Source organism: Streptomyces sp. NBC_01408 (genome assembly GCF_026340255.1).
Lineage (GTDB): Bacteria > Actinomycetota > Actinomycetes > Streptomycetales > Streptomycetaceae > Streptomyces.
Genome location: NZ_JAPEPJ010000001.1, coordinates 3,114,143 through 3,137,931, shown reverse-complemented (window position 1 = coordinate 3,137,931; position 23,789 = coordinate 3,114,143). Strand labels below are relative to the sequence as shown.

General features: G+C 70.9%; 24 protein-coding genes. 14 read left to right on the top strand and 10 right to left on the bottom strand.

The genetic code is table 11. The features are described from left to right. Window positions 1-29: 29 nt before the first annotated feature. Both OG447_RS14300 and OG447_RS14295 read left to right on the top strand, forming a co-directional pair. The gene (locus tag OG447_RS14300; RefSeq protein WP_266938870.1) at window positions 30-866 is read left to right on the top strand and encodes an ECF transporter S component; all 837 of its coding nucleotides are present in this window, start codon (window positions 30-32) and stop codon (window positions 864-866) included. A 296-nt stretch (window positions 867-1,162) separates the two neighbouring features. Further along, on the top strand, window positions 1,163-1,606 hold the full coding sequence (locus OG447_RS14295; protein WP_266936868.1) for a transglycosylase SLT domain-containing protein: 444 nt from the start codon (window positions 1,163-1,165) through the stop codon (window positions 1,604-1,606). A 240-nt stretch (window positions 1,607-1,846) separates the two neighbouring features. On the opposite strand, the gene OG447_RS14290 is transcribed toward OG447_RS14295, so the two are convergent. Beyond that, entirely contained in the window at window positions 1,847-3,016 is a 1,170-nt protein-coding gene (locus tag OG447_RS14290; RefSeq protein WP_266936867.1) for a steroid 3-ketoacyl-CoA thiolase, read from the bottom strand. Between the two features lie 243 nt (window positions 3,017-3,259). On the opposite strand from OG447_RS14290, the gene OG447_RS14285 reads away from it, so the two are divergent. Beyond that, window positions 3,260-4,504: a cytochrome P450 gene (locus tag OG447_RS14285; protein WP_266936866.1), complete on the top strand. Its 1,245-nt coding sequence runs from the start codon at window positions 3,260-3,262 to the stop codon at window positions 4,502-4,504. Between the two features lie 230 nt (window positions 4,505-4,734). On the opposite strand, the gene OG447_RS14280 is transcribed toward OG447_RS14285, so the two are convergent. Then, window positions 4,735-5,661 carry a hypothetical protein gene (locus OG447_RS14280; RefSeq protein ID WP_266936865.1) on the bottom strand — a complete coding sequence of 309 codons (927 nt, stop codon included), beginning with the start codon at window positions 5,659-5,661 and terminating at the stop codon, window positions 4,735-4,737. 247 nt (window positions 5,662-5,908) lie between these two features. Beyond that, a complete protein-coding gene (locus tag OG447_RS14275) occupies window positions 5,909-7,963 on the bottom strand; it encodes a bifunctional glycosyltransferase 87/phosphatase PAP2 family protein (protein WP_266936864.1) in 2,055 nt (684 codons plus the stop codon). Window positions 7,964-8,082: 119 nt separating this feature from the next. Between OG447_RS14275 and OG447_RS14270 the strand changes: the two genes are divergently transcribed. After that, entirely contained in the window at window positions 8,083-8,424 is a 342-nt protein-coding gene (locus OG447_RS14270; protein ID WP_266936863.1) for an antibiotic biosynthesis monooxygenase, read from the top strand. Between the two features lie 62 nt (window positions 8,425-8,486). Here the strand turns inward: OG447_RS14270 and OG447_RS14265 are convergent, their stop codons facing one another. Continuing rightward, window positions 8,487-8,882 (bottom strand): nuclear transport factor 2 family protein, encoded by a 396-nt coding sequence (locus OG447_RS14265; protein ID WP_266936862.1) that lies wholly within the window; start codon window positions 8,880-8,882, stop codon window positions 8,487-8,489. A gap of 238 nt (window positions 8,883-9,120) precedes the next feature. Between OG447_RS14265 and OG447_RS14260 the strand changes: the two genes are divergently transcribed. Further along, on the top strand, window positions 9,121-9,588 hold the full coding sequence (locus tag OG447_RS14260) for a GNAT family N-acetyltransferase (protein ID WP_266938869.1): 468 nt from the start codon (window positions 9,121-9,123) through the stop codon (window positions 9,586-9,588). A gap of 111 nt (window positions 9,589-9,699) precedes the next feature. On the opposite strand, the gene OG447_RS14255 is transcribed toward OG447_RS14260, so the two are convergent. Both OG447_RS14255 and OG447_RS14250 read right to left on the bottom strand, forming a co-directional pair. Further along, a complete protein-coding gene (locus OG447_RS14255; protein WP_266936861.1) occupies window positions 9,700-11,769 on the bottom strand; it encodes an MFS transporter in 2,070 nt (689 codons plus the stop codon). Window positions 11,770-12,095: 326 nt separating this feature from the next. Continuing rightward, the gene (locus OG447_RS14250; RefSeq protein ID WP_266936860.1) at window positions 12,096-12,671 is read right to left on the bottom strand and encodes a hypothetical protein; all 576 of its coding nucleotides are present in this window, start codon (window positions 12,669-12,671) and stop codon (window positions 12,096-12,098) included. 49 nt (window positions 12,672-12,720) lie between these two features. On the opposite strand from OG447_RS14250, the gene OG447_RS14245 reads away from it, so the two are divergent. The 3 genes from OG447_RS14245 (at window position 12,721) to OG447_RS14235 (ending at window position 14,263) form a co-directional block, all read left to right on the top strand. Continuing rightward, the gene (locus OG447_RS14245) at window positions 12,721-12,891 is read left to right on the top strand and encodes a peptidoglycan-binding protein (protein WP_266936859.1); all 171 of its coding nucleotides are present in this window, start codon (window positions 12,721-12,723) and stop codon (window positions 12,889-12,891) included. A 135-nt stretch (window positions 12,892-13,026) separates the two neighbouring features. Beyond that, the gene (locus tag OG447_RS14240) at window positions 13,027-13,710 is read left to right on the top strand and encodes an HAD-IA family hydrolase (protein WP_266936858.1); all 684 of its coding nucleotides are present in this window, start codon (window positions 13,027-13,029) and stop codon (window positions 13,708-13,710) included. Window positions 13,711-14,017: 307 nt separating this feature from the next. Next, entirely contained in the window at window positions 14,018-14,263 is a 246-nt protein-coding gene (locus OG447_RS14235; protein ID WP_266936857.1) for a hypothetical protein, read from the top strand. Window positions 14,264-14,404: 141 nt separating this feature from the next. Here OG447_RS14235 and OG447_RS14230 read toward each other — a convergent pair whose 3' ends face one another. Further along, window positions 14,405-14,986: a TMEM165/GDT1 family protein gene (locus tag OG447_RS14230; protein ID WP_266936856.1), complete on the bottom strand. Its 582-nt coding sequence runs from the start codon at window positions 14,984-14,986 to the stop codon at window positions 14,405-14,407. A gap of 588 nt (window positions 14,987-15,574) precedes the next feature. Here OG447_RS14230 and OG447_RS14225 point away from each other — a divergent pair. The 4 genes from OG447_RS14225 (at window position 15,575) to OG447_RS14210 (ending at window position 19,660) form a co-directional block, all read left to right on the top strand. Further along, complete coding sequence (locus OG447_RS14225; RefSeq protein WP_266936855.1) at window positions 15,575-16,228, top strand: HNH endonuclease family protein; 654 nt, start codon at window positions 15,575-15,577, stop codon at window positions 16,226-16,228. 77 nt (window positions 16,229-16,305) lie between these two features. Next, window positions 16,306-17,964 carry an alkaline phosphatase D family protein gene (locus OG447_RS14220; RefSeq protein ID WP_266936854.1) on the top strand — a complete coding sequence of 553 codons (1,659 nt, stop codon included), beginning with the start codon at window positions 16,306-16,308 and terminating at the stop codon, window positions 17,962-17,964. A gap of 314 nt (window positions 17,965-18,278) precedes the next feature. Next, entirely contained in the window at window positions 18,279-18,917 is a 639-nt protein-coding gene (locus OG447_RS14215) for a DedA family protein (RefSeq protein WP_266936853.1), read from the top strand. A 224-nt stretch (window positions 18,918-19,141) separates the two neighbouring features. Beyond that, complete coding sequence (locus OG447_RS14210; protein WP_266936852.1) at window positions 19,142-19,660, top strand: hypothetical protein; 519 nt, start codon at window positions 19,142-19,144, stop codon at window positions 19,658-19,660. Between the two features lie 46 nt (window positions 19,661-19,706). Here OG447_RS14210 and OG447_RS14205 read toward each other — a convergent pair whose 3' ends face one another. Together OG447_RS14205 and OG447_RS14200 are read right to left on the bottom strand one after the other, a co-directional pair. After that, on the bottom strand, window positions 19,707-19,916 hold the full coding sequence (locus OG447_RS14205; RefSeq protein WP_266936851.1) for a DUF2277 domain-containing protein: 210 nt from the start codon (window positions 19,914-19,916) through the stop codon (window positions 19,707-19,709). Between the two features lie 26 nt (window positions 19,917-19,942). Next, on the bottom strand, window positions 19,943-20,569 hold the full coding sequence (locus OG447_RS14200) for a hypothetical protein (protein WP_266936850.1): 627 nt from the start codon (window positions 20,567-20,569) through the stop codon (window positions 19,943-19,945). Window positions 20,570-21,425: 856 nt separating this feature from the next. Here OG447_RS14200 and OG447_RS14195 point away from each other — a divergent pair. After that, a complete protein-coding gene (locus OG447_RS14195) occupies window positions 21,426-21,701 on the top strand; it encodes a hypothetical protein (protein WP_266936849.1) in 276 nt (91 codons plus the stop codon). A gap of 242 nt (window positions 21,702-21,943) precedes the next feature. Here the strand turns inward: OG447_RS14195 and OG447_RS14190 are convergent, their stop codons facing one another. Then, a complete protein-coding gene (locus OG447_RS14190) occupies window positions 21,944-22,147 on the bottom strand; it encodes a hypothetical protein (protein WP_266936848.1) in 204 nt (67 codons plus the stop codon). Window positions 22,148-22,499: 352 nt separating this feature from the next. Between OG447_RS14190 and OG447_RS14185 the strand changes: the two genes are divergently transcribed. Then, window positions 22,500-23,234 carry a pentapeptide repeat-containing protein gene (locus OG447_RS14185; RefSeq protein ID WP_266936847.1) on the top strand — a complete coding sequence of 245 codons (735 nt, stop codon included), beginning with the start codon at window positions 22,500-22,502 and terminating at the stop codon, window positions 23,232-23,234. Window positions 23,235-23,789: the final 555 nt, after the last annotated feature.

Here is a 23,789-nt window from a genome sequence, read left to right as displayed (position 1 = left end):
GCCCCGGCCACCCCGTCCGCCCCGTCCGCATCGGCCCGCGGGCGGCGGCCGCCCTGGTGCTGGTCACCCTGATCGGCATCGCGGCCTTCGGCTGGCCGCTGCTCGCCGACCGCCAGTCCGGCCTCGCCCACTCCCAGGACGCCCCCTGGCTCTTCGCGGCCCTGCTCCCCCTCCTCGTCGCCGTCGTCGTCGCGACGATCGCCGACGACGGCATGGACGCCAAGGCGGTGGCGATGCTCGGCGTGCTCGCCGCCGTCGGGGCGGCGCTCAGACCCCTGGGCGCGGGGACGGCCGGCCTGGAGCCGATGTTCTTCCTGATGGTGCTGAGCGGCCGCGTCCTCGGCCCCGGCTTCGGTTTCGTCCTGGGCTCGGTGACGATGTTCGCGTCCGCGCTGCTGACGGGCGGGGTCGGGCCGTGGATGCCGTTCCAGATGCTGGCCCTGGGCTGGTTCTCGCTGGGCGCCGGGCTGCTGCCGGGACCGGAGCGGATCCGGGGCCGGGCGGAGCTGGCGATGCTGGCGGCGTACGGCTGCGCGGGCTCGTTCGCGTACGGCACGGTCATGAACCTCCAGGGCTGGGTGATCCTGCAGGGCATGGGGCAGGGCATCTCCTTCCATCCCGGTGACCCGGTGTCCGCGAACCTGGCGCGTTTCGTCGCGTACTGCCTGGCGACCTCGGTGGGCTGGGACCTGGGCCGGGCCGCGCTGACCGTCGTACTGACCCTCACCCTGGGCGCCACGCTGCTGAAGGCGTTGCGCCGGGCGACGAGGAAAGCTGCCTTCGATGCGCCGGTGGCCTTCGATTCCGGGGTGGGAAGTGGCCCGGACCACACCCCCCAAAGGGGTACGAACGACTCCACAGGGTGACATCCGGGCCCCCCGGCGGTGACCCGCCCCATAGGACCCAGGTCACATACGAACCAGAATAGTAGCCCCAAAACACCCCATATACCCCTCTCCGAACCGGCCCCCACCTGCACGGACACCCCCCACCCCCGCCGGGGGCCGTGGGGCCCCGGCTGCGAGGACCGCTAGTAAGAGCGGTCGTTGCCAGGGGGTGGGGACCTCTGTAGAACTGGATGAGTCGCAGGGCGACAGGGGTACTTCACCCGCCGCCGACGAACCCCTCTCCACCGCGTGAGTGGCTCACGCATGTCTTCGGCATGCCGCGACCGCCCTTGTCCCCTTCGGAAGGTTCATCCGTGTCCAACGCCGTCATCCGCCGCATCGCCGCTTCCAAGAAGACCCTCGCGGGTACCGTCCTCGCCCTGGGCGTCGCCGGTTCCATGCTTGCCGCGGTTCCCGCGCAGGCCGCCCCGACGAGCGCCAAGGCGATCGCCCAGCAGATGATCAAGGACCCGGCCCAGTTCGCCGCCTTCAACAACATCGTGTCCCACGAGAGCGGCTGGGACTACAAGGCCACGAACGCCTCCTCCGGCGCCTACGGCCTGGTCCAGGCCCTGCCGGCCTCGAAGATGGCCTCCGCGGGCGCCGACTGGAAGACCAACCCGGCCACCCAGATCAAGTGGGGCCTGGACTACATGAACGAGCGCTACGGCAGCCCCGTCGGCGCCTGGAACTTCTGGCAGAACAACCACTGGTACTAAGCCACCAGCGGCACCAGACGCAGCAGACGCAGCAGACGCAGCAGACGCACGAAAACGCTCGGCCGGGACACCCCGGCCGAGCGTCTTTGCGTACGCGGCAGCCCCGCACGCATGCGAAGGCCCCGGCGGCCGGCCTCCCCAGGTCCGGCCCCCGGGGCCTTCGGCTTCCCATCCCACTGGGCTCGGTGCGCGCCGCCCGTAGGGGGTGTCCTGCCTGACCGGCGGGCACCCCCTACGGGCTCACAGGCGCTGGATGATCGTCCCGGTCGCCAGCGCGCCTCCCGCGCACATGGTGATCAGGGCGAACTCCTTGTCGCGGCGCTCCAGCTCGTGGAGCGCGGTGGTGATCAGCCGGGCGCCGGTGGCGCCGACGGGGTGGCCGAGTGCGATGCCCCCGCCGTTGACGTTGACCTTCTCCAGGTCCTGGTCGAAGACCTGGGCCCAGCTGAGGACGACGGAGGCGAAGGCCTCGTTGATCTCGACGAGGTCGATGTCCTTGAGTGACATCCCGGCCTTGCCGAGCACGGCCCGCGTCGCGTCGATCGGCCCGTCCAGGTGGTAGTGGGGGTCGGCGCCGACCAGGGTCTGGGCGACGATCCGGGCGCGCGGCCTGAGCTTGAGGGCGCGCGCCATCTTGCGTGAGGCCCACATCACGGCGGCGGCCCCGTCGGAGATCTGCGAGGAGTTCCCGGCGGTGTGCACGGCCGTCGGCATGACCGGCTTGAGCCGGGCCAGCGCCTCCATGGAGGTGTCGCGCAGCCCTTCGTCCCGGTCGACCAGGCGCCACATGCCCTGTCCGGCGGCCTGCTCCTCCTCGGTGGTGGGGACCTGGACGGCGAAGGTCTCGCGCTTGAACCGCTCCTCGGCCCAGGCAGCGGCGGCCCGTTCCTGGGAGAGCAGGCCGAGCCGGTCCACGTCCTCGCGGGACAGGCCGCGGTGGCGGGCGATCCGCTCGGCAGCCTCGAACTGGTTCGGGAGGTCGACGTTCCACTCGTCCGGGAAGGGCTTGCCCGGGCCGTGCTTGGATCCGGAGCCCAGCGGCACCCGGCTCATGGCCTCGACGCCGCAGGCGATGCCGATGTCCATGACGCCGCCGGAGATCATGTTGGCGACCATGTGGTTGGCCTGCTGCGAGCTGCCGCACTGGCAGTCCACGGTCGTGGCGGCGGTCTCGTACGGGAGCCCCATGGCCAGCCAGGCGTTGCGGGCGGGGTTCATCGACTGCTCGCCGGCGTGGGTGACGGTGCCGCCGACGATCTGCTCCACGCAGTCGGGCTGGATTCCGGTCCGGGTGAGGAGCTCGCGGTAGGTCTCGCCGAGCAGGTAGGCGGGATGGAGGTTGGCGAGCGCGCCCCCGCGCTTGCCGATGGGGGTGCGTACGGCTTCGACGATGACGGGTTCCGCGGCCATGAGCTCGTCCTCTCCTGCACAGCGCCAGCGCGGCGGGCCGTCCCGGCGCCCCGCCCTGAACTAGTACGCGTTCTAGTTCTCCCCGCAGTCTTATGACCCGGACCCCCGTCACGCAAGGGTCTTGCACGCGGCCTGCACGGATTCCACACGCAACAGTTGACGCCCCGACTCTTGTCACTTCTAGAACTCGTTACTACCTTCAAGCCAACTTCTGATGCTCCGTCAGACTTTGGAGTTGCCCCGATGTCCTGTCCCGCGCTGCCCGAAGGCTTCGACGCCACCGACCCCGACCTGCTCCAAAGCCGGGTCCCGCTCCCGGAGTTCGCCCAGCTGCGGCAGACCGCACCGGTGTGGTGGTGCCCGCAGCGGCGAGGCGTCACCGGCTTCGACGACGAGGGCTACTGGGCCGTGACCCGGCACGCGGACGTCAAGTACGTCTCCACGCACCCGGAGCTCTTCTCCTCCACCGTCAACACCGCGATCATCCGCTTCAACGAGCACATCCAGCGCGATGCGATAGATGCCCAGCGCCTGATCATGCTGAACATGGATCCGCCGGAACACACGCGCGTACGCCAGATCGTGCAGCGCGGCTTCACCCCGCGGGCCATCCGCGGACTGGAGGAGGCGCTGCGGGACCGGGCCCGGAAGATCGTCGAGGAGGCGCTGGCGGCCTCGGGCGACGGCAGCTTCGACTTCGTCACGCGGGTGGCGTGCGAACTCCCGCTGCAGGCCATCGCCGAACTGATCGGCGTACCGCAGAAGGACCGCTCCAAGATCTTCGACTGGTCGAACAAGATGATCGCCTACGACGACCCGGAGTACGCGATCACCGAGGAGGTCGGCGCCAACGCGGCGATGGAGCTCATCGGCTACGCCATGAACCTCTCCGCCGAGCGCAAGGAGTGCCCGGCCAAGGACATCGTCACCCAACTCGTAGCGGCGGAGGGCCAGGGCAACCTCGGCTCGGACGAGTTCGGCTTCTTCGTCCTGCTGCTGGCGGTCGCGGGCAACGAGACCACCCGCAACGCCATCAGCCACGGCATGCACGCCTTCCTGACCCACCCCGAGCAGTGGGAGCTGTACAAGGCGACCCGGCCGTCCACGGCCGCGGAGGAGATCGTCCGCTGGGCCACCCCGGTGGTGTCCTTCCAGCGCACCGCCACCCAGGACACCGAGCTGGGCGGGCAGAAGATCAAGGCGGGCGACCGGGTGGGGCTCTTCTACTCCTCCGCCAACCACGACCCCGAGGTCTTCGAGAACCCGGACGCCTTCGACATCAGCCGCGACCCGAACCCGCACCTGGGCTTCGGCGGCGGCGGTCCGCACTTCTGCCTCGGCAAATCCCTGGCGATCATGGAGATCGACCTGATCTTCAACGCGCTCGCCGACGCCCTGCCCGACCTGCGCCTGACCGGCGAGGACCCGCGGCGCCTGCGCGCGGCCTGGCTCAACGGCATCAAGGAACTCCGGGTCAGCCACCCCTGACCCGCGACCCACCCAGCACGGCAGGGGCCACCCCACCCACGCCCCGGCCCCTGCCGCCCGCCGTCCGCCGTCCGCCGTCCGGCAGGCTCCCCGAGTGGCGGCACGACCGCCGGGGGCCGATCATGGCAGAACGCGGCGATCCACCGAAGGGGCGCCGGGGCACGTGTGCCCCGGCGCCCCTTCGGCCCGTGTGCCCCTTCGGCCTGCGCGGCCTGCGTACGGGCGGGGGGCTACACGCCGCCTGCGATGATCGACCAGTGCGGGGAGAGACCGGCGAGCGGACCGACGTCGGCGTAGTGGCCCCCGCTCAGCGTCGAGGTCCGGGCGGTCCCGTCCCGGTTGTAGAAGAGCACGCTGTCCGCGGTCCGGGACACCGTTTCCCAGACGCCGGAGGTGCCGCCGTCGCGGAAGGCACTGACCTTGCCGTCGGTCGCCGTGCCCACCTTGTAGACGAACTCGGCGTCCGTGGGCGAGAAGGCCAGGACGGAGTCCTTGGTCGCGATCAGGTCTCCGTTCTCGGTCGCCAGGTCTGCCAGGAACGCGTCTCCGTCCCTTGATCCGACCTGCGTGTAGACGCCGTTCTGGAGCGTCCCGTACGTCAGGGAGACCAGGTCGTCCCCTGACGCCTGTTCCGTGCTCTTCACGAAGACCATCGTGTCGCAGGAACTGCCCATGACCTGCCAGCCTTCACCGATGTCGTCGTACTCCCGCACCTGCTGGTACACGCCGTTCTTCAGGGTACCCGTCATCACGCGGTCGCCCCATGGCTTGTACAGGAGCACGGAGTCACCCGACGCCGCGGGGTAGTGCCACCCGTCCAAGGCGTCGTCGAAGACCTTCACGCGGGTGTACTTGCCGTCCGTGAACGTGCCGCTCTCGCCCTCGCCTCTGAACGCGTTCCACAGCAGCAGCGAGTCCCGGCTCACGGCGGCGCTCGTGTAGTCCTCCGGGAGGGTGAACGCTGCCTTCTGCTGCCAGCGCCCGGCCGCGAGGGTGCCGGACACGGCCGCGCCGGTGACGTCGTTGTAGAGCAGCATCGAGGTGTTCGGGGTCGTCTGCGTGCAGTACTCCGAAGCGGCGTTCGCTGGCGGGCCCGTACCGACCGACAGGACGGCCGTCACGGCGGTGACAAGCGCGGCCACCAGGGATTTCCTCATAGTTCTCCCCTTTTCCTCGCACTCGAAGCCGTGCGGCACCGGGGTGTACCGGATTCCCCCTCACCGTCTGCGAAGTCCGGCGGACCGGTGCTCCCCTGAGCGGTCGGACGCCCCCTGATCATCGTGCGCGGGATCCGGCGCCCTCGCATCTCGGCTCCTGAACGCGAACGCCGCCGGAAGGCCCTGTGCGGGTCCCGGCGGCGTTCCGAGCGCGGGCGGACGGGGACCGGACGGGGTCCGTGTGCCGCTACGCCGGCCCGGAGCGGGCCGGCGTGCGCACCCTGTCTCCGGGACCGGCCGCGGTCCCCGCTTCGGCTTCGGCCGCGGTGGACGACGCCCGCTGGCCCGGAAGGCTCACCTGCAGACCGCGGGGCCCGGACAGCACGTACACGAGCCCGAAACCGGCCGACACGACGACCGCACCGCCGACCGCGTCCAGCAGCCAGTGGTTGGCGGTGGCGACGATCGCGCAGACCGTGATCAGCGGGTGCAGCGCCCCGAGGAGCTTCTGCCAGCCCTTCGGCGCGAGGACGACGATCACGATGCCGCACCACAGCGACCAGCCGAAGTGCAGCGAGGGCATCGCCGCGTACTGGTTGGAGATTGCGGTCATGGCCCCGTACGAGGGGTTGGCGAGGTCCTGCGGTCCGTGCACGGTGTCGACGAAGCCGAGGCCGGGCATCAGGCGCGGCGGCGCGAGCGGGTAGAGCCAGAAGCCGACGAGGGCGAGGACGGTGGCCAGGCCGAGCGAGGCGCGGGCCCAGCGGTAGTCCCCGGGGCGGCGCCAGTACAGGACGGCGAGGATCGCCAGCGGAACGACGAAGTGGAAGGAGGTGTAGTAGAAGTTGAAGAAGGCCTCCAGCCAGGGCGTGTTCACCACGGCATGGTTCACGGCGTGCTCGATGTCGATGCCCAGCGCCCGCTCGATGCCGAGGATCTGGCTGCCGTTGCCCTCGGCGAGGCTGCGGCTGGTGGGCGCGGCGGCCCGGATGTGCGAGTAGAGCGAGTACCCGACCCGTATCAGCAGCAGTTCCAGCAGCAGGTTGGGGCGGGACAGTACGCGCCGCCAGAACGGCAGCAGCGGCACCCGCGCCCAGCGGGCCTCGGCCGGGCGCCCGTACGCGGTCGGCACGGGCTCGCGCCAGTACGGCGACGAGCGCGGCAGGAACGGCACGGCGCAGGCCGCCGCCAGCGCGGCGAGCAGCAGGACGTTGTCGCGTACGGGGGCCAGCGCGGCCAGGTTCGGCAGCAGCACCGCGCTCGGCAGGGTCATGGCCAGGACCACGGCCACCGGCCACACGGGCCGGTCGGCGGCCCGCTTGCCTACCTTGCCCGCTACGGCCAGCAGCACCCACAGCAGCTGGTGGCGCCAGCCCGCCGGGGAGACGGCGACGGCCACGCAGCCGGTGACGGCGACGGCGAGCAGCAGCTGCCCGTCGCGGGCGTAGCGGACGGCGCGGCGCAGGCCGATCCAGGCGATCCCGGCCGCGAGGGCGACGTAGAGCAGTATCTCGACGGGTCCGGTCAGGCCGAGGCGCAGCAGCGCCCCGTGCACGGACTGGTTGGCGAGGCTGTCGGGCGCGCCGCCGAGGCCCGCTCCGGCCAGGTGCTCGGCCCAGTACGTCCAGGAGTCGCGCGGCATGGCCGCCCAGGACAGGGCGGTGGCCCCGGCGAAGGTCACGGCCGCGGCCCCGGCGGTCGGCCGGCGCCCGGACAGCCACAGCAGGGGGGCGAAGAGCAGCAGGGCGGGCTGGAGGGCCGCGGCGAGGCCGATGAGGAAGCCCGCGGGCCGGTCGCCGGGCACCCGGAAGACGGCCAGGAGGACCAGCAGCACCGGCAGCACGGCGGTCTGTCCCGGCGAGGCGGCCTCGCGCACGGGCAGCGAGATCATCATCAGCGCGACCAGCACGGGCGCGGCCAGCAGCGCGGTGCGCCGCGGGACCGGGTCGGGCAGGGCCCGCGCGGCGACCAGCCCGATCGCGGCGACGAACAGCAGGGTCACGCAGGTCCAGGCCACCTCCAGGGAGGGGGCCGCGAAGCCGGTCAGCGGCTTGAGGACGAGCCCGGCGAAGGGGGTGCCGGTGAACTGCCCGGCGTCGTACAGCGACCCGGGCAGGCTGCCGGGGAGGTGGAACCCGCTGAGCCACTCTCCGGGCGGCACGCGCAGCACGGCGGCGGCCTGTCTGACGGCCAGGGCCCCCGCCAGCGCCCACAGGAGCAGGCGCGCCGCCCCCAGTCTGCCGCTACCGCCTATGACCCCGGCATGTCCGTTCGCACCACTGTGCTCCGCCGCGTTAGCCACGCCTCGCCGGCCTCCCGCCGTGTTGACCGCAACCCTGACTTCGCCTGGCTGCCGCGTTTCATGCACCGCTTCATTACCTGGACGAGGTTATCTCCCGCGGGATACCTAGGATGGCGTGCATGAGCATCGTGAAGATCAACGCGCTGACCGTCCCCGCCGAGCAGCGGGAGGTGCTGGAGCAGCGCTTCGCCTCGCGGGCGGGTGCCGTGGAGGGTTCGGACGGGTTCGAGTGGTTCGAGCTGCTGCGGCCCGTGGAGGGCACCGACCAGTACCTGGTCTACACGCGGTGGCGTTCCGAGGAGGATTTCCAGGCGTGGATGGAGGGCCCGATGAAGGCCGCGCACCAGGGCGGCGGCGGTGCGGCCGGTGCGGGCGGCGGTGAGCGCCCGAAGCCCGCGGCCTCGGCTTCGTCGGTGTGGTCGTTCGAGGTCGTGCAGCAGGCGGCGCCGAAGCAGGCCTGACCTGCGAAGTCCTTCACCAAGAGGCCCGGGTCGGCGACCCGGGCCCCTTGGCGTCGCGGGGCTCAGCTCCAGAAGGCGTCGCTCTCGTCGATGTCCTCGGTGCACTCGTCGACATCGGTGATCTTGTTGCCGATGATGGTGAAGAAGAGTCCTCCGCGGATCTCGATGCCCCGGTCGCCCCGGTCGGCCCGTGTGGTGTGGAAGGTCATCACGTGGCCGCGGCCGTCGGCGAGGACCGTGTGGAGTTCGACCTGGAAGGTGCCGTGGGTCTCCTCCCCGAGCCTTCGGTAGAGGTCGAGGACGGCCTCGCGCCCCTTGTGGTGCCCCGAAAGCGGGTTGCTGCCGGGCACGTGGTGGATGACGTCGGCCGTCATCAGCGTGCTCAGCGTCTCCATGTCTCCCTTGCCGAAGGCCTGGTAGCCGCGGCGGATCAGGGCACAGTCCGGATGCTCCGACATGGCGGTTCACACTCTTCCCGTGGGTGGTTTGTCCTTTTTCCTATCATCGGCCCGCCCCTGTGGATATTCCACGCCACGGATCCGACCCGGACTCCACAATGTCGTCATGGACAGCAAAGCGATCATCACCGCAGCCCCTGGAACCACGACGACCGGTACGACGGTCACCGCCGCGACGGGCGCCGCGACCGGCATCGCGACGGCCGCGGGGACCGCCACCACGACGGCGTCGTGGACGGTGACCCCGGAGTCCTTCGACACCCCGGACGCCACCGCCCTGCGCCGTGCGTACTTCGCCGACATCGCCGGCCGGTTCTGGGAGCGGACCGTCACCGAGGCCGAGATCGACCAGGGACTCGATGACTTCCCGGACGACGGACTGGTCCCGCCGACGGGACTGTTCGTCGTCGGGCGCATAGACGGCGCGGCCCTGGCCTGCGGCGGGATACGCCTGCTCGACCCGGTCACCGCCGAGCTCACCAGGGTGTACGTCGACCAGCGCGCCCGCGGCACCGGCGGCGGCGCGGCGCTGCTCGAGGTCCTGGAGGAGGCGGGCCGGTCGATGGGCGCCGAGCGGGTCAGGCTGGACACCCGGTCGGACCTCGTGGAGGCCCGCGCGTTGTACGCGCGCCACGGGTACGCGGAGATACCCGCGTACAACTCCGGCCCGTACGCGGAGCACTGGTTCGAGAAGCGCCTCGCCTGACGGGCGTGCCCGGCCGGTGCAGGTGGCCGGCTGGTGCAGGTGCACGGCCAGTGCAGGGCGTGGTCAGTGCAGGGCGTGGTCAGTGCAGGGCGTGGTCAGTGCAGGGCGTGGTCAGTGCAGGGCGTGGTCGCGCCGCGGCGGGGCGTCGTAGGGCTCCTCTTCGTCGGATCCGCACAGCTCCTCGTTGATCTCTGCGACCAGTTCGACCAGGTCGGTGGGGCGGTCGGGGCCCCACCAGTCGCCGAGCAGCTCGGCGAGGGACTCCTGCCGGGCCGCGGCGAGCTTCCTGGCGGCCTCGCGCCCCTTGTCGGTCAGCACCAGCGCCAGTCCGTCGCGGACGGCCAGCCCGCGCCCCTCGGTCTGCCGGGCGGCGTCCGTGATGGCTTTCAGGGGCACGGCCGTGCGTTCGGCGAGCAGCGCCGGCTCGGTGGAGCCGTACTTGTTGATCCGCAGCAGCAGCCAGCTGGCGGCGGGCAGCAGGTCGTAGCCGGCCTTCGCGGTGATCTTCTCGTAGACGTGCCGGCGGCCTTCGCGGGTGCCGAGGACCGACAGCGCGCGGGCGACCTCGTCGTGCGAGGAGCGTTCTACGGGGTTGGAGGCGAGGGTCTCGGTCACATCGGGTGCGGTGACCGAGCCGCGGAGCTTGTCCTCCTTGAGGAACCAGGCGACCACGAAGGCGACGAGGACGATGGGCGCCGCGTAGAGGAAGACGTCGGTGATGGAGCCGGCGTAGGCGTCGAGGACGCGGGGGCGCACCTCGGCAGGGAGTGCGCCGACGGCCCGGGGGTCGGCCTCCAGCCGGGCGACGTCCACGCCGGGTGGCAGCGGGACACCGGCGAGGGTGGCCGTCAGTTTGCCGTCGAGCTGGTTGGTGAAGATCGTGCCGAAGATGGCGACGCCGAAGGAGGCGCCGATGGAGCGGAAGAAGGTGGCACCGGAGGTGGCGACGCCGAGGTCCGCGTAGCTGACCGCGTTCTGCACCACCAGCACGAGGACCTGCATGACCAGGCCGAGTCCGGCGCCGAAGACGAAGAAGTAGACGCTCATCTCCCAGGTGGAGCTGGTGCGGTGCAGCTGGTGCAGGAGGAGCAGGCCGAGGGCCGTGACGGCGGTGCCCGCGATCGGGAAGACCTTCCACCGGCCGGTGCGGCTCACGATCTGCCCGGAGGCGGTGGAGGAGATCAGCATGCCGACCACCATCGGCAGCATGTGGACGCCGGACATGGTCGGTGAGACGCCTTGGACGACCTGGAGGAAGGTCGGCAGGTAGACCATCGCCCCGAACATGGCGAAACCGACGATGAAGCTGATCACCGAGCAGAGGGTGAAGGTGCGGATCCGGAACAGTTTCAGCGGCAGGACGGGTTCGGCGGCCTTCCGCTCCACGAGGACGAAGGCGACGAGCAGGACGGCACCGAGGACGGCGAGGCCGATGATCTGGGGCGAGCCCCAGGCCCAGGTGTTGCCGCCGAGCGAGGCGACGAGCACCAGGCAGGTGGCTACGGACGCGATGAGGAGGGTGCCGAGGTAGTCGATGGTGTGCTTCGAGGATCGCGCCGGGATGCGCAGTGCGGCGGCGATGACGGCGAGCGCGACGAGCCCGATGGGGAGGTTGATGTAGAAGACCCAGCGCCAGGACAGGTGGTCGACGAACAGCCCGCCCAGCAGGGGGCCGAGCACGCTGGTGGCTCCGAAGACGGCGCCGAAGAGGCCTTGGTACTTGCCGCGTTCGCGGGGCGGGACGATGTCGCCGACGATCGCCATCGACAGCACGATCAGCCCGCCGCCGCCCAGGCCCTGGAGGGCACGGAAGCCGATGAGCTGGGGCATGTCCTGCGCGAGGCCGCAGAGGGCCGAGCCGATGAGGAAGAGGACGATGGCGTACTGGAAGAGCTTCTTGCGTCCGTACTGGTCGCCGAGCTTGCCCCACAGGGGGGTGGCCGCGGTGGAGGCCAGCATGTAGGCGGTGACGACCCAGGAGAGGTGGGCCATGCCGCCGAGCTCGCTGACGATGGTCGGCAGGGCGGTGGAGACGATGGTCTGGTCGAGTGCGGCGATCAGCAGGCCGAGCAGCAGGGCGCCGATGGAGACGATCACCTCGCGGGAGGTGTGCTCGCCAGGTCCGGACCGGTGCGGACCGGGACCGGGGTCCACAGCGTCCGTGGTCACATCCTGAGCCATCGACTCCTCCTCAGGCCGGATCAACATCTCCATCCTGAGCGGTGTGTCCGGTTATGGCCTCTCGGAGGGTTGGGAGGGCCCCTGCGGGTCTGCATAATCGCAGGCAGTTGCCAGGGAGGGATTCCAGTGAACCGTGAGCACTGTCCAGATTGCGGCGCCGTCGCTGCCGCCTGCGGGTGTGCCCCGGGTGCGGGTTTCAACCCCTTGCGCATCCGCCCGTACGTGAGCCTGCCCGACCCGGTCGAGCCCGAGGACCCGACCCCCGCACCGGCGCCTCCGCCGCCGATGCGCGGCGTGGTGGCCCCGGACCCGGGCCAGGGCCAGGGCTACACCCCGGCGTACGGGATACCCGTACCGCCGGTGCAGCAGCCATGGCCGGACGGCCCGGCGTACGCACCGCACCCGGCCGACACGGCCCGCCTCGGGCCGATCCCGGAAGCGGCCACGGAAACCGTCGGCACGGCCGGCCCGGGAAGCAGAGGCAGAGGCAGAAGGGGTGGGGGCGGGGGTGGGGGCCCCAGGAAGCGGACCAACCGGGCTGCGCAGGGCTTCCTGCCGCTGATGATCACCGCGGCCGCGATGATCGGGCTCGGGGGGACGGCCTTGGCGCTGTGGGTGCTCCCTGCTTCGTCGGGCAGCGAGGTCACCCTGCTGGACTCGAAGCCGTCGGCCGCGCCGGCGGCGAGCGCGGCTCCGGCCGTGCCGTCCGGGTCCCCGTCCAGGGCGACGGGGAGCGCGTCGCCCTCGGCCTCGCCGTCGGCTTCCCCGAGCGCCTCCCCTTCGGCGTCACCCTCACCCTCCGCCTCGACGTCCGCCTCGCCGAGTGCGTCCCGCTCCTCCGCCCGGCCGTCGTCGAGCCCGTCGCCGAGCGCGAGCCCCTCCGCCACTTCCGCAGCGCCCAAGCCCGCACCGCAGGATCCGACCCTTCGGTACGGGGACACGGGCGCGGAGGTGGAGAAGCTCCAGCGGCTGCTGGCGGCGCAGGGGCTGTACGAGGGCAGGTTCAACGGCAAGTTCGACTGGCGGGTGGAGAACGCGGTGTCGACCTTCCAGTACGACAACGAGATCGATGACGAGTGGGGTGTCTACGGTCCCGCGACCCGCCGGGCGCTGGAGGGATAGGGCTCACACTCCGGCGAGTGGCGCGAACCGCCCCACGTTTTGTATTCTGTGGGAACAAAGTGGTTCCGTCCTCAATCCCTGACCGGTGGACGGAACCACTTGTTCTCTTTTCCCGCCCCGTCTGGAGCCCCGCCGATGCCGGCCAGCACCGCCACCGCACCCGTCGTCCTGACCGCCAGGGCCCTGCTCCTGGACATGGACGGCACCATCGTCAATTCCGACGCGGTGGTCGAACGCTGCTGGCGCGAGTGGGCCGTCTCCCACGGGCTGGACCCGCAGGAGGCCCTCAAGGTCGTCCACGGCCGCCAGGGCTACGCCACCATGGCCGTCCTCCTGCCGGACCGCCCGATGGAGGTCAACCACGCGGAGAACGCGGTGATGCTCGCCCGCGAGACCGCCGACACCGACGGCGTGGTGCCGGTCGGCGGCGCCCCCGAGTTCATGGCCTCGCTCGACGGGCTCCCGCACGCCCTGGTCACCTCCGCCGACGCCGCCCTCGCCGGGGTCCGGATGGCCGCCGCCGGCCTGCCGATGCCCGAGGTCCGGGTCACGGCCGAGTCCGTGCAGGCCAGCAAGCCCCACCCCGAGGGCTTCCTCAAGGGCGCCGCCGCGCTGGGCGTGGACCCGGCCGACTGCATCGTGTTCGAGGACTCGGCCGCGGGCATCGCCGCCGGCCGGGCCGCGGGCATGCGCGTGATCGGCGTGGGCCCGCGCGCCGCCGCCCACGCCCCGACGGCCCACGTTCCCGACCTGACGGCCCTGCGCGTCACCACCACCCCCGACGGCTCCGTCCAGATCACCCTCCACCCGCAGCCCTGACGGCCACCCCTGGGCGACGTACCAGGGGCGGCGCGGCCGGCGGCGCCCAGGGAAATGCCGCTGCCGTCGACCGCGACCGTGGCGGCGACGTCGGCCTGGCGCGCGACCCGCCGGATCAGGGCCCCGAGCCCTGCCCGCGGCCCGCGATCCCTGCGCGGGGTCCTTGCGCGCGGCCCCTGCCCAGGGTGCTCCGTTTCAGTTCCCGGGCCATTGGAGTGACATGCCGTTTCTCGTGACTTCCCCGTGATGTTCAACCGGTCGACGCGCCCTCTCCTGGCACGTCATCCAGCGATTACTGGGAGTTTCCATGCGTATGCGCTCTGCCCTGACCGCGTCTGTCCTGGCCGCCGGCATCCTGCTGGGCGGCGCCGGAGCCGCCCTGGCCGACGACGGATTCGACAGCGAGTACTTCTCCGGCGGGCACAAGGCCTTCGCGTCCACCTGTGCGTCGACCGCCGCCGTTCCGGCGCCGTTCGGCCCCCTCTACACCTCGAACTGCTCGAGCGAAGGCGAGAAGGAGTGGGCGGAGTTCGCCCACCTCGGCGCCCACTGACACCGGGCAGCGCAACAGCACAGGGGCAGTTGGCGGATCACGTCAACTGCCCCTGTGCTGCGTGCGCCAGAGCGGCCGGCGCTCCGCACCGCCGCCGCCACCGCCGCACCCACCGCCGCCGGCCGGCCACCGCGGTCAGGCTCAGCCCGCGATCGCCTCGTACAGCGAGAACACGGCCAGCGCCGCCATCACGGCGGCCGCGATCTTGGTGATCAGCCGCAGCGGCACGTACTTCATCAGGGTGCGCCCACCCAGGATGCCGATGCCCGCGACCGCCCACAGGGCGAGCACCGCGCCGATGCCGACGGAGACCGGGTTGTCGTAGCGTGCGGCGAGGTTGGCGGTCATGATCTGCGTCAGGTCACCGAACTCGGCCACCAGGATCAGCATGAAGCCGGCCCCGGAGACCTTCCAGAAGGACTGGTCGGCGGGCGGCTTGACCTCTTCGTCCTCGTCGTTCTTCTTCAGGAGCAGCATGGCCGCGCCCGCGAGGAAGAGGATGCCGACGACGGCCTGGACGAGCCGGTGCGGCAACAGGGTGAGGACGCTGCCGGCGGCGATGGCGAGGGCGACGTGCACGGCGAAGGCGGCGGCGACCCCGGCGAAGACGTACGAGGCGCGGTAGCGGGTGCCGAGCATGAGTCCGGCGAGGGCCGTCTTGTCGGGGAGCTCGGCGAGGAAGACGACGCCGAAGGCGATCGCCGTGACGCTGAAGCTGAACACGGGGTGGAACCTCTATCGGTCGGGCAGGACGCCATCGGTACCGAGAGACCTGGGGAATGTCAGGGGTCGCTTCGGCTCGGCGGCGCCCTGGCTGGCGTACGCGCGCATGAGCGCGCCCACACCTGAACAGGACACTGCGGCCGAAGGTCTCGCTGGCCGGCCGCTGTCCGCGGCCTGCCTCCGGGCGCCGGCTGGTGTGACCCAGCAGTATGTCGACGGTCCGGCGAAGAGCTACTCCCCTTCTGCTCCGCCAAGGGTACTGGACGCCGCGGAGGGCCCGGAATAGGCCGTTGGTCCCTGGTCCCGGCCCGGCCCGGCCTTCTGAGCGCCCTCCCGCCCGGCGCAGACGGCGACGGCCCCTGGGGCGGCGCCGCTCGGTCGGCGTCCCTGGTCAGCGCCTCGGGCACTCGCACCTCAGGCTCGGAATCTCAACTTCCGTTTAAACAAGCCCGGTTGCCCGACTTGATGTGACGTGCCCATGTCGCCAAGCTGTCACCCGGCGCCCATCCCCGCGAAACCTGGCGCCACCAGCATGGCCGCACCCCTCCGGGGCCGTACGGCCACACCCCCCGCATCCAGGGAGCCCTCATGGCACTCATACCCACCGTCTACGCGCGTCGAATTGGCGTGCTCGCATCAGCCGTCGTACTCGCCTCCCTCACCTCCCTCGTCAACGCCCCCACCGCCGCGGCCGCCCCGCCCACCCCCATGAGCGCGGCCGCCGCCCGGTCCTACCTCGCCACGGTCACACCGAAGGCGGAAGGCTCCACCAGCGGCTACAGCCGCGACCTCTTCCCGCACTGGAGCACCGTCTCCGGCAGCTGCAACACCCGCGAGACCGTCCTCAAGCGGGACGGCGTGAACGTCGTCCAGGACTCCGCCTGCGCCGCGGTCAGCGGAAGCTGGTACTCCGAGTACGACGGCGCCACCTGGACCGCCGCCTCCGACCTCGACATCGACCACGTCGTCGCCCTCGCCGAGGCCTGGCGCTCCGGCGCCAACTCCTGGACCACGACCAAGCGCCAGCAGTTCGCCAACGACCTCAGCCGCCCGCAGCTGATCGCGGTCACCGACAACGTCAACCAGGCCAAGGGCGACCTCGACCCCGGCAAGTGGCTGCCGCCGCGGACCGCCTACCGCTGCACGTACGCGCGGATGTGGGTCCACGTGAAGCAGTACTGGGGCCTGAGCATGGACTCCGGCGAGAAGACGGCCCTGACCAACATCCTGAACGGCTGCTGACTCTCCCCCGCCAGGGGGAGGCGCGGCTCCCGCTCCCCGTCGTACCGTGATCACAGGGGACACGAAGAGGGGGAGTCATGGCCGGACTGCGGCTGGGGCCACTGCTGCGCTACGTCGACTGGGACACGGGCGGTTCGGCCACGATATGGGTCGAGGCCGACCGCCCGTGCACGGCCGAGGTGCGGTGCGCGGACGGGGCGGGCGGCAGTGTGCGCACCTTCCAGATAGAGGGCCACCACTACGCCCTGGTCCCGGTGACCGGCCTGACCCCGGGCACGTCGACGGCGTACGAGGTGCTGCTCGACGGCGTCCGGGTGTGGCCGCTGCCCGACAGCGGTTTCCCGCCGAGCACGATCGCCGCGCCGGCCCTGTCGGGCCCCGGGCGGCCCGCGGCCGGGCTGCGCGTCACGTTCGGCTCCTGCCGCCAGTCCGTACCGCCGCCCGGCCGGCACGGGCCGCACGGCCCGGACGCGCTCGACACCCTCGCGGCGCAGCTGGCTGCCGATCCTGAGGCGGTGCGCCCGGACGTTCTGCTGCTGCTCGGCGACCAGGTGTACGCGGACGCGCTGTCGCTGGAGACCCGGCAGTGGCTGGCGGCCCGGCGGGACCTGCGGGAGGCCCCCGGAGCCCAGGTCGCGGACTACGAGGAGTACACCCGGCTCTACTACGAGTCCTGGCTCGACCCGGAGATCCGCTGGTTGCTGTCGACCGTGCCGAGCCTGCAGATATTCGACGACCACGACGTCATAGACGACTGGAACACGAGCGCGGCGTGGCTGGCCGAGATGCGGGCGACGCCGTGGTGGCGGGAGCGGGTGCTCAGCGGGCTGATGTCGTACTGGGTGTACCAGCACCTGGGCAATCTCTCGCCTGCCGAGCTCGCGTCCGACGAGCTGTACGGGGCGGTACGGGAGTCCCCGGACGGTACGGATCTGCTGCGGGCCTTCGCATCGCGGGCGGATGCCGATCCGGGCTCGGTGCGCTGGAGCTACCGGCGTGACTTCGGGCGGAGCCGGCTGCTGATGGTGGACACCCGGGCCGCGCGGGTCCTGGCGGAGGACGGGCGGGCGATGCTCGATCCCGGGGAGCAGCAGTGGCTCCGGGAGAACGCTCTGGCGGGGCACGGGAGTTACGACCACCTGCTGATCGGGTCCTCGCTGCCGTGGCTGATGCCGCCGCTGATCCACGACGCCGAGACGTGGAACGCGGCGCTGTGCCGCGGGGAGCGGGGGCCGCGCTGGGCCCGGATCGGGGAGAACCTGCGCCGGCGCAGCGATCTGGAGCACTGGGCGGCGTTCCCGGCCTCGTTCGCGGCGCTGACGGACCTGATCGAGGAGGTGGGGACGGGGCCGCGGGCTCCGGCGACGGTGTGTGTGCTGTCGGGGGACGTGCATCACGCGTATGTGGCCGAGCCCCGAATACCGAGTACGGCGCGGGTGTTCCAGCTGACGTGTTCGCCGGTGCACAACTCCGTTCACACGGCGGTGAAGTGGGGTTTCCGGCTGGGCTGGTCGCGCACGGGGCGGTGGCTGGGGCGTGGTTTCTCCCGGCACGGGCGGACGGGGCGGCCGCCGCTGAGCTGGCGGCGTACGGGTGGACCGTGGTTCGGGAACCAGCTGATGACGCTGGCGCTGACGGGGCGCACGGCCCGGCTGCGGCTGGACCAGGCGCGCAAGGAGCGGAAGCGGGCCCGGCTGGTGACGGTCCTGGACCGGGACCTGACAGCGGCGGAATGAGCCGTGCGCACCGGGCCGGCGCGGGCGGTCCAACACGGGCACGGGCCAACACGGGCAGGGGCCGACGCGGGGCGCGGGCACGGGCCGACGCGGGGCGCGGAGATACCCGGAACGGGTGCCGAGCCTGACGCGTACGCGGGATCGTGCCCGCGGGCGGCGGCACCTGACACACTGTGGCCGCGGCAGCGGCCCCGGGCGTCCGGTGTGCGAACGCCAGGCGTACGCTGTATGGCTGTCAAGCCGCTCCTGCCGCTCCCCCGCGACGTCGCGGCGCTTCGTGCCGCAGAACGTCAACCGGACTGGGGAGTCCCGCTTTGTTTGAGACTCTGGGGTCGCTGACCACGAGCCCATGGATCTACGCCGTGGTGGCGTTGTCCGTCGTGCTCGACGTCTTCCTGCCGGTGCTGCCGAGCGGGGTTCTGGTGATCACCGCGGCGGCTGCCGCGGCTGCCGCCGGGGCGGCCGGACCGGTGCCGGTGCCCACGCAGGTGCCGGACATCCTGGCCCTGCTCGTGATCGCCACGACCGCCTCGGTGCTGGGTGACATGGCCGCGTACCGGCTGGGCCGGCGTGGCGGGGCCCGACTGGACCGGGCCATCGCCCGTTCCCGTCGGCTGACCCGGGCCCACGAACGCCTCGGCACGGCCCTGGCCCGGGGCGGCGGCGCCTTGGTCGTGATCGCCCGCTTCGCTCCGGCGGGCCGCTCCGTGGTGTCCCTGGGCGCGGGCAAGACCCACCGCAAGGTGATGGAGTTCCTGCCCTGGTCGGTCCTGGCCGGCATGGCCTGGGCGGGCTACAGCGTGGCCCTGGGCTACTTCGGCACCCAGTGGCTCGGTACGCAGTGGCTCGGCACCGCGCTCTCGCTCGTCGCGCTCTTCGCGGCGGGCGCCCTGGCCGCGTTCCTCGTACGCCGCCCGGTCCCGGCCACGGTCACGGCCACCCCGGCCGCGTAGCCGGAACGTCTCGCCACGGCGCGCGCCGCGGTCCTGGCGGAGACCGGCCGCAGGGCGTCCCTCGTGTACGGGTCCCCCGGGTGGAGCAGTGCCTCACCCGTTCACCCGGCCCCGATCGCCGCCGCCGGGCTGGGCTCCTAGCGTCCCTAGCACGGTGCGCAACCGAATCCGCGTCACATCCGTGCCCTGGCCGCGCCGTTTCGAGGAGCCGAGGAGTTCTCTCCATGCCCGCCAAGACGCACGCCACGCCCCACGCAGTGTCCCGCCGTCTGATGAAGGTCGCGGCCGCGGCCCTCGTCGTGACCGCCGCCACTCCCGTCGCCGCCACCGTCGCCTACGCCGCGCCCTCCGCCTCCGTCACCCCCAGCACCGTCGCGCCGGGCGGGCGGGTCGGCCTCAATGTCGCGGGCTGCGGAACCAAGACCGGCAGGGCCACGTCGACCGCCTTCGGCGACGTACAGCTGACCCCCGGCAACCTGGAGGCCACCAACCTCTTCGGCAGCGCAACCGTCTACAACAACGCCAACCCCGGCACCCACCGCGTCACCTTCGAGTGCGGCGGCCCGGGCGGCCAGCGCGTCACCGTCTCGCTCCAGGTCACGCCGGGCGCCGCGCGCGGCGGTACGGGCGGCAGCATGGGCTCGGTGAGCCCGGGGCAGATCGCCGCGGGCGGCACCCTCGTCGCGGTCGCGCTCGGCGCCGGGGTGTGGGTGCTGCGCCGCCGCGCCCACACGGCGGCCTGACGCACCACGGCCCGACCACACGGCCGGGCCGTCACACGGCTGCGGTCTACCCCCGTACGTGCACTCCGTCGAGCAGCAGCCGGGTGGCCTCGGCGATGGCGTCCACGGCCTCCTCGAACACCTCGCGGTTGTGCGCGGCGGGTACCCGGAAGCCGGACACCTTGCGTACGTACTGCAGCGCGGCGGCGCGGATCTCCTCTTCGGTGGCCTTCTCGGGGATGGCGGGCGGGCGCAGGGTCTTAATGGAACGGCACATACCCCCACTATCCCGCTCCCGTCCCGCTACGGGGGCAGCTCGGACCCGGACAATTTCATGATCAGCCCGGCCTGGAGCCGGGCCCGCAGCACGGGGTCGGCGACCTCGTCCAGGAGCGCGATGGCCTGCTGCGTGGTCTCGGTGGCTCGCCGGTCGTCGCGCAGCGAGGCGGTCTGGGCGGCCATGTGCCGCAGCGCGGTGTCGGCCCGGCGGTGGAAGAGCTGCCCGACCAGGGCCACCACCAGCCCCACCGAGCTGGTGGTGACGCCCAGGTAGAGGTCTCCGCTGGTCTCGGCCTTCCACACGGCCAGCCCCACCCCGAGGAGCAGGATCGCGGCCCCGACCCCGGCGAACCGCTGGCTGGTCACGAAGCTGCTCCGCGCCTGGGTCAGGCCGTAGGCGTAGTACTCGACGAGGAGGGGGGTGAAGTCGTCCCTGCGGTCGCCGAGTTGGGCCGACGGGTGCGGGATCCCGCCGACGTCGTGGAACTTCGGGTCCGGCGCCTCGGTGACGGGTGCGGGGAGCTGGGCCAGCAGCCGGGCCCGTTCCTGTACGCGCCGCCGCTCGAAGCCGGCGCCGGCCGCCCGTTCCACTATCACCAGGGCCGCGACCACGGCCACGACCGCCCCACCCCACGCGAGCCACTCGCCCATGCGCCGACGATCCCACGCCGGCCCGGCCCGGCCAAGACCGCTGATGCGCCCTCCCTTGGCTGAACCTAGACTGGCGAAGGCACGGCAGTTCCCGGATGAGGGAGAGGTGCACCATGGCTAAGCGAGGCAACAAGCGACGCGCCCGCAAGAAGAAGAAGGCCAACCACGGCAAGCGCCCCAACGCCTGATCCCCCTGCACACAGGACCTCGCGCGATCGCGCTCACCCTGACGCGCAGGCGCCCCGCGAACCATGAGTCCGAGGGGCCAACTGCCGTCGAGGACCTACGTCGAAGGCCCCCCGCCGTGATCGGCGGGGGGCCTTCGTACTGGTGGGCGTGGACGGTTTCGAACCGCCGACATCTGCTTTGTAAGCTCGCCCGGACCCCACCCATCACCCATGCAGCCCAAGCTGCGATACCTCTGCGCGACCGCCAGGCACTGTCAGTGTTCGCCCGCGTTGATGTCACCCATGGATGTCAGAGACGGATCACCACCAGGCCCACTTCTTCTTCCGAAGCTCCCGCATCTTGGCCTCGGCTTCCCGCTTCGCCTCCTGAACCTTCCCGCGCGAAGTCCAGCGCCCCTGATGCTTGGCGCACTGGCCACTCCTGACGGTAAGTGCCCGTGACCTGCCGTGGTGGTGCTTGTCGCGGTTGCTGGTCCAGGGCGGGGGAGCCCGTAGATGGCCGCGACTTACCAACCGGTCGGGCACGCATCGGGCACGCGTTCAGCTGCACGGGTTGACGCAGTCCAGGCCATGATCCTATTGTCCGCCTTGCGCGTGGTTGCAGCCGACGGCAATGAAAGCCGACCGGATTCTGATTAATGCCGAAATCTGAGTAAGTGAGGGTAGTCGTGGGGGTGCTGCTCTCGTACCTGGTCCTTTTCCTTATTGCATGCGGCTTGATGGTGCTGCAGATTGTCGGCGCGTTCCTGATCATGTTGAGCGCCGCTCTGTTTATCCGGCGCTTCGCTGTTGCGCGCAAGCGTCGACCTAATGGCCACTTCCCGAAAGCGACGCCAGTGGCACCATATGTGCTTGGCGGCATCGGCATTTGCTTGCTGGTTCCTACTTCGGCAGCGCTCTTTATCGGTAAGAAGGTGGGCATTTTTGAAACCTGGGCGATATAGGCCGAATCCGTTGTGGTCTGCGGGGGCATCGTCGGCCTGTCGAGGCTGGTAGCGGTCCGCTGCGGGCGCGGTGGTTGCTACACCTTGCTGCCGTACATCACCAGTTTGGAAGATCGCGTATGCGGACCGCGTCTGACGTGGCAACTTGCTGACCAGGCCGAACCGGGGGGTAGCGCCCCGGCTCCCCGTCAGTCCCCGCTCGTCGCCACCTCATCGGGCACGCCAGGGGCACGCCTCGATCACTACACGACGTCCACTACGGTGACTCCTGCCTGAAGCATTCGCGTGGTCACCTCGTCCGCCAGCGTATCGTCACAGATCAATTGCACCCTCGGCTGATCACCTTTCGTGATCGGTAGGTAGACACCGCCGACACGACGCAGTTCCCACTGATCCCGCTCGGTGGTCCACATCGCTGCGTACTCCGACAGGTCCGGCTCACTCATAGCTATCCCCTTGGCGGCACCGTATCGCGCGGGAGCGGAGCAACCCTGACGGTTGCCAACCCACGCGCGGGCTCTTCATGTCACCACCCTGAGCACGAATCAGCGTGTCGACACCTGCTTTGTATGTTTGATCAGCTCCCCCGTGGCGGCAGCTGGCGCCTCGGCCGCCGCTGTCGTGCACGTCTGCTCAGCGCCACCATCGTCCCGCAGTTTTGATGCCGGATGTGGATGTCTCGCGCCCTGGCCCGGCTCACTTGTTCTGCCACGATGCCTACTGGTCATGGCCTTCCACTGCCATCGTTGTGTCTGTCCGTCATCCGATTGGCTCGTTGCAGGAGGGCAGTACACGGTGATGAATCGAGGTGCGAGCCGCATCGGCGAAGGGAAGACCATGGGTGGTGTTGGCCCAGCGCAACTAGCCGCGGTACTGGGTTTGATTGTCGCGGGCATGGTGCTTGCGGCTTATGGATGGCGAATGGCCAGGGGCCCGGAAGGTACAACCGCACGTGTGGAAGTCCTTTCCGGTGTCGGCGGCGGCCTGATTACTGGCTTCGCTGTGGGGCTGTGCGTCCTGTTTTTGGAACGAGGGTTCGTGTCCGCACAGGAGCGAGCGGTCTGGCGCGCCAATGTGGAGATTGCCGAGAGCATTCCCGGGTTTACCCCTGGGCGACGGTCACTGAACGGAATGCATTTCACCGGCAAGAAGATGAAGGGTGCAGATTTCAGCGGACTTGACCTTCGAGGAATGAGCTTCCGTGACGCTGAGCTTCTCGGCGCGGACTTCGATGACACAAATCTGCGCGGCGTCGATTTCACCGGCGCCAATCTTGCGACCGCCAGCTTCCGGAGGGCTGACCTGTCCGATGCTCTACTCCTCAGCGCCAATCTCGGCCGCGCGGAAATGAGGAGTGTCAAGGCCATGACTCGCACGCAAGCGAACAAGGCAACATGCTGGCCGCCCAGACTCTTCCAGGAGCGCACAGATCTCGAAGCCCAGATCAGAGCAATGGACTGGTATGAAGACGACGGAAATGTCGTGAGAGGCAAGGGGATGAGGGGGCCATGCCCAAATTGGAATCCCAACTGATAGTGCGACGAAGGTGCAGGAAGCCGGGGCCTGCAGGCGCGGTCGGCGCCAGCCACAGCGCGCCCCAGCTGTCATCCCGTCTGCCGTCGACCCACACGGAGTGATAGCGGGGCAGGCTTCTGGGGCCCAGGTGGAGCGCCCTGCTGGACGAACGACCTGGGCCCCAGAAGCCTGGTCTGCTATGGCTTGCCTGGGTCGACGGCAGACGGGATGACAGCTCCCCACCCGCACCACAAACCGGCCCGCACCCGCACGACCGGCCCCCGTCATCCCGGAGCCTGAGCGCCCCCGCCGGAGGCAAGGGCTCTGACCTGTTGATGGCAGCGAGCCTCGGCGCCAGGCGCAGCGCCCCGCGAGTGTCGACCGCTCCAAGGCGCCTGGCGGATTGGGGCCAGCCTCGGGAGGAGCTGCGTGGATGCCGGTTCTTGCACGGCACAGGGGCCCGGCCGGGAAGGTGCCTCAAGCCACGGGGCCGACTATCGCCAGCCGCATCGGGGGCTTCCCACCATCAGACCCGCGCTGTTCTGGCGCGCGGCCGGCGGTCGGGTCGGAGCG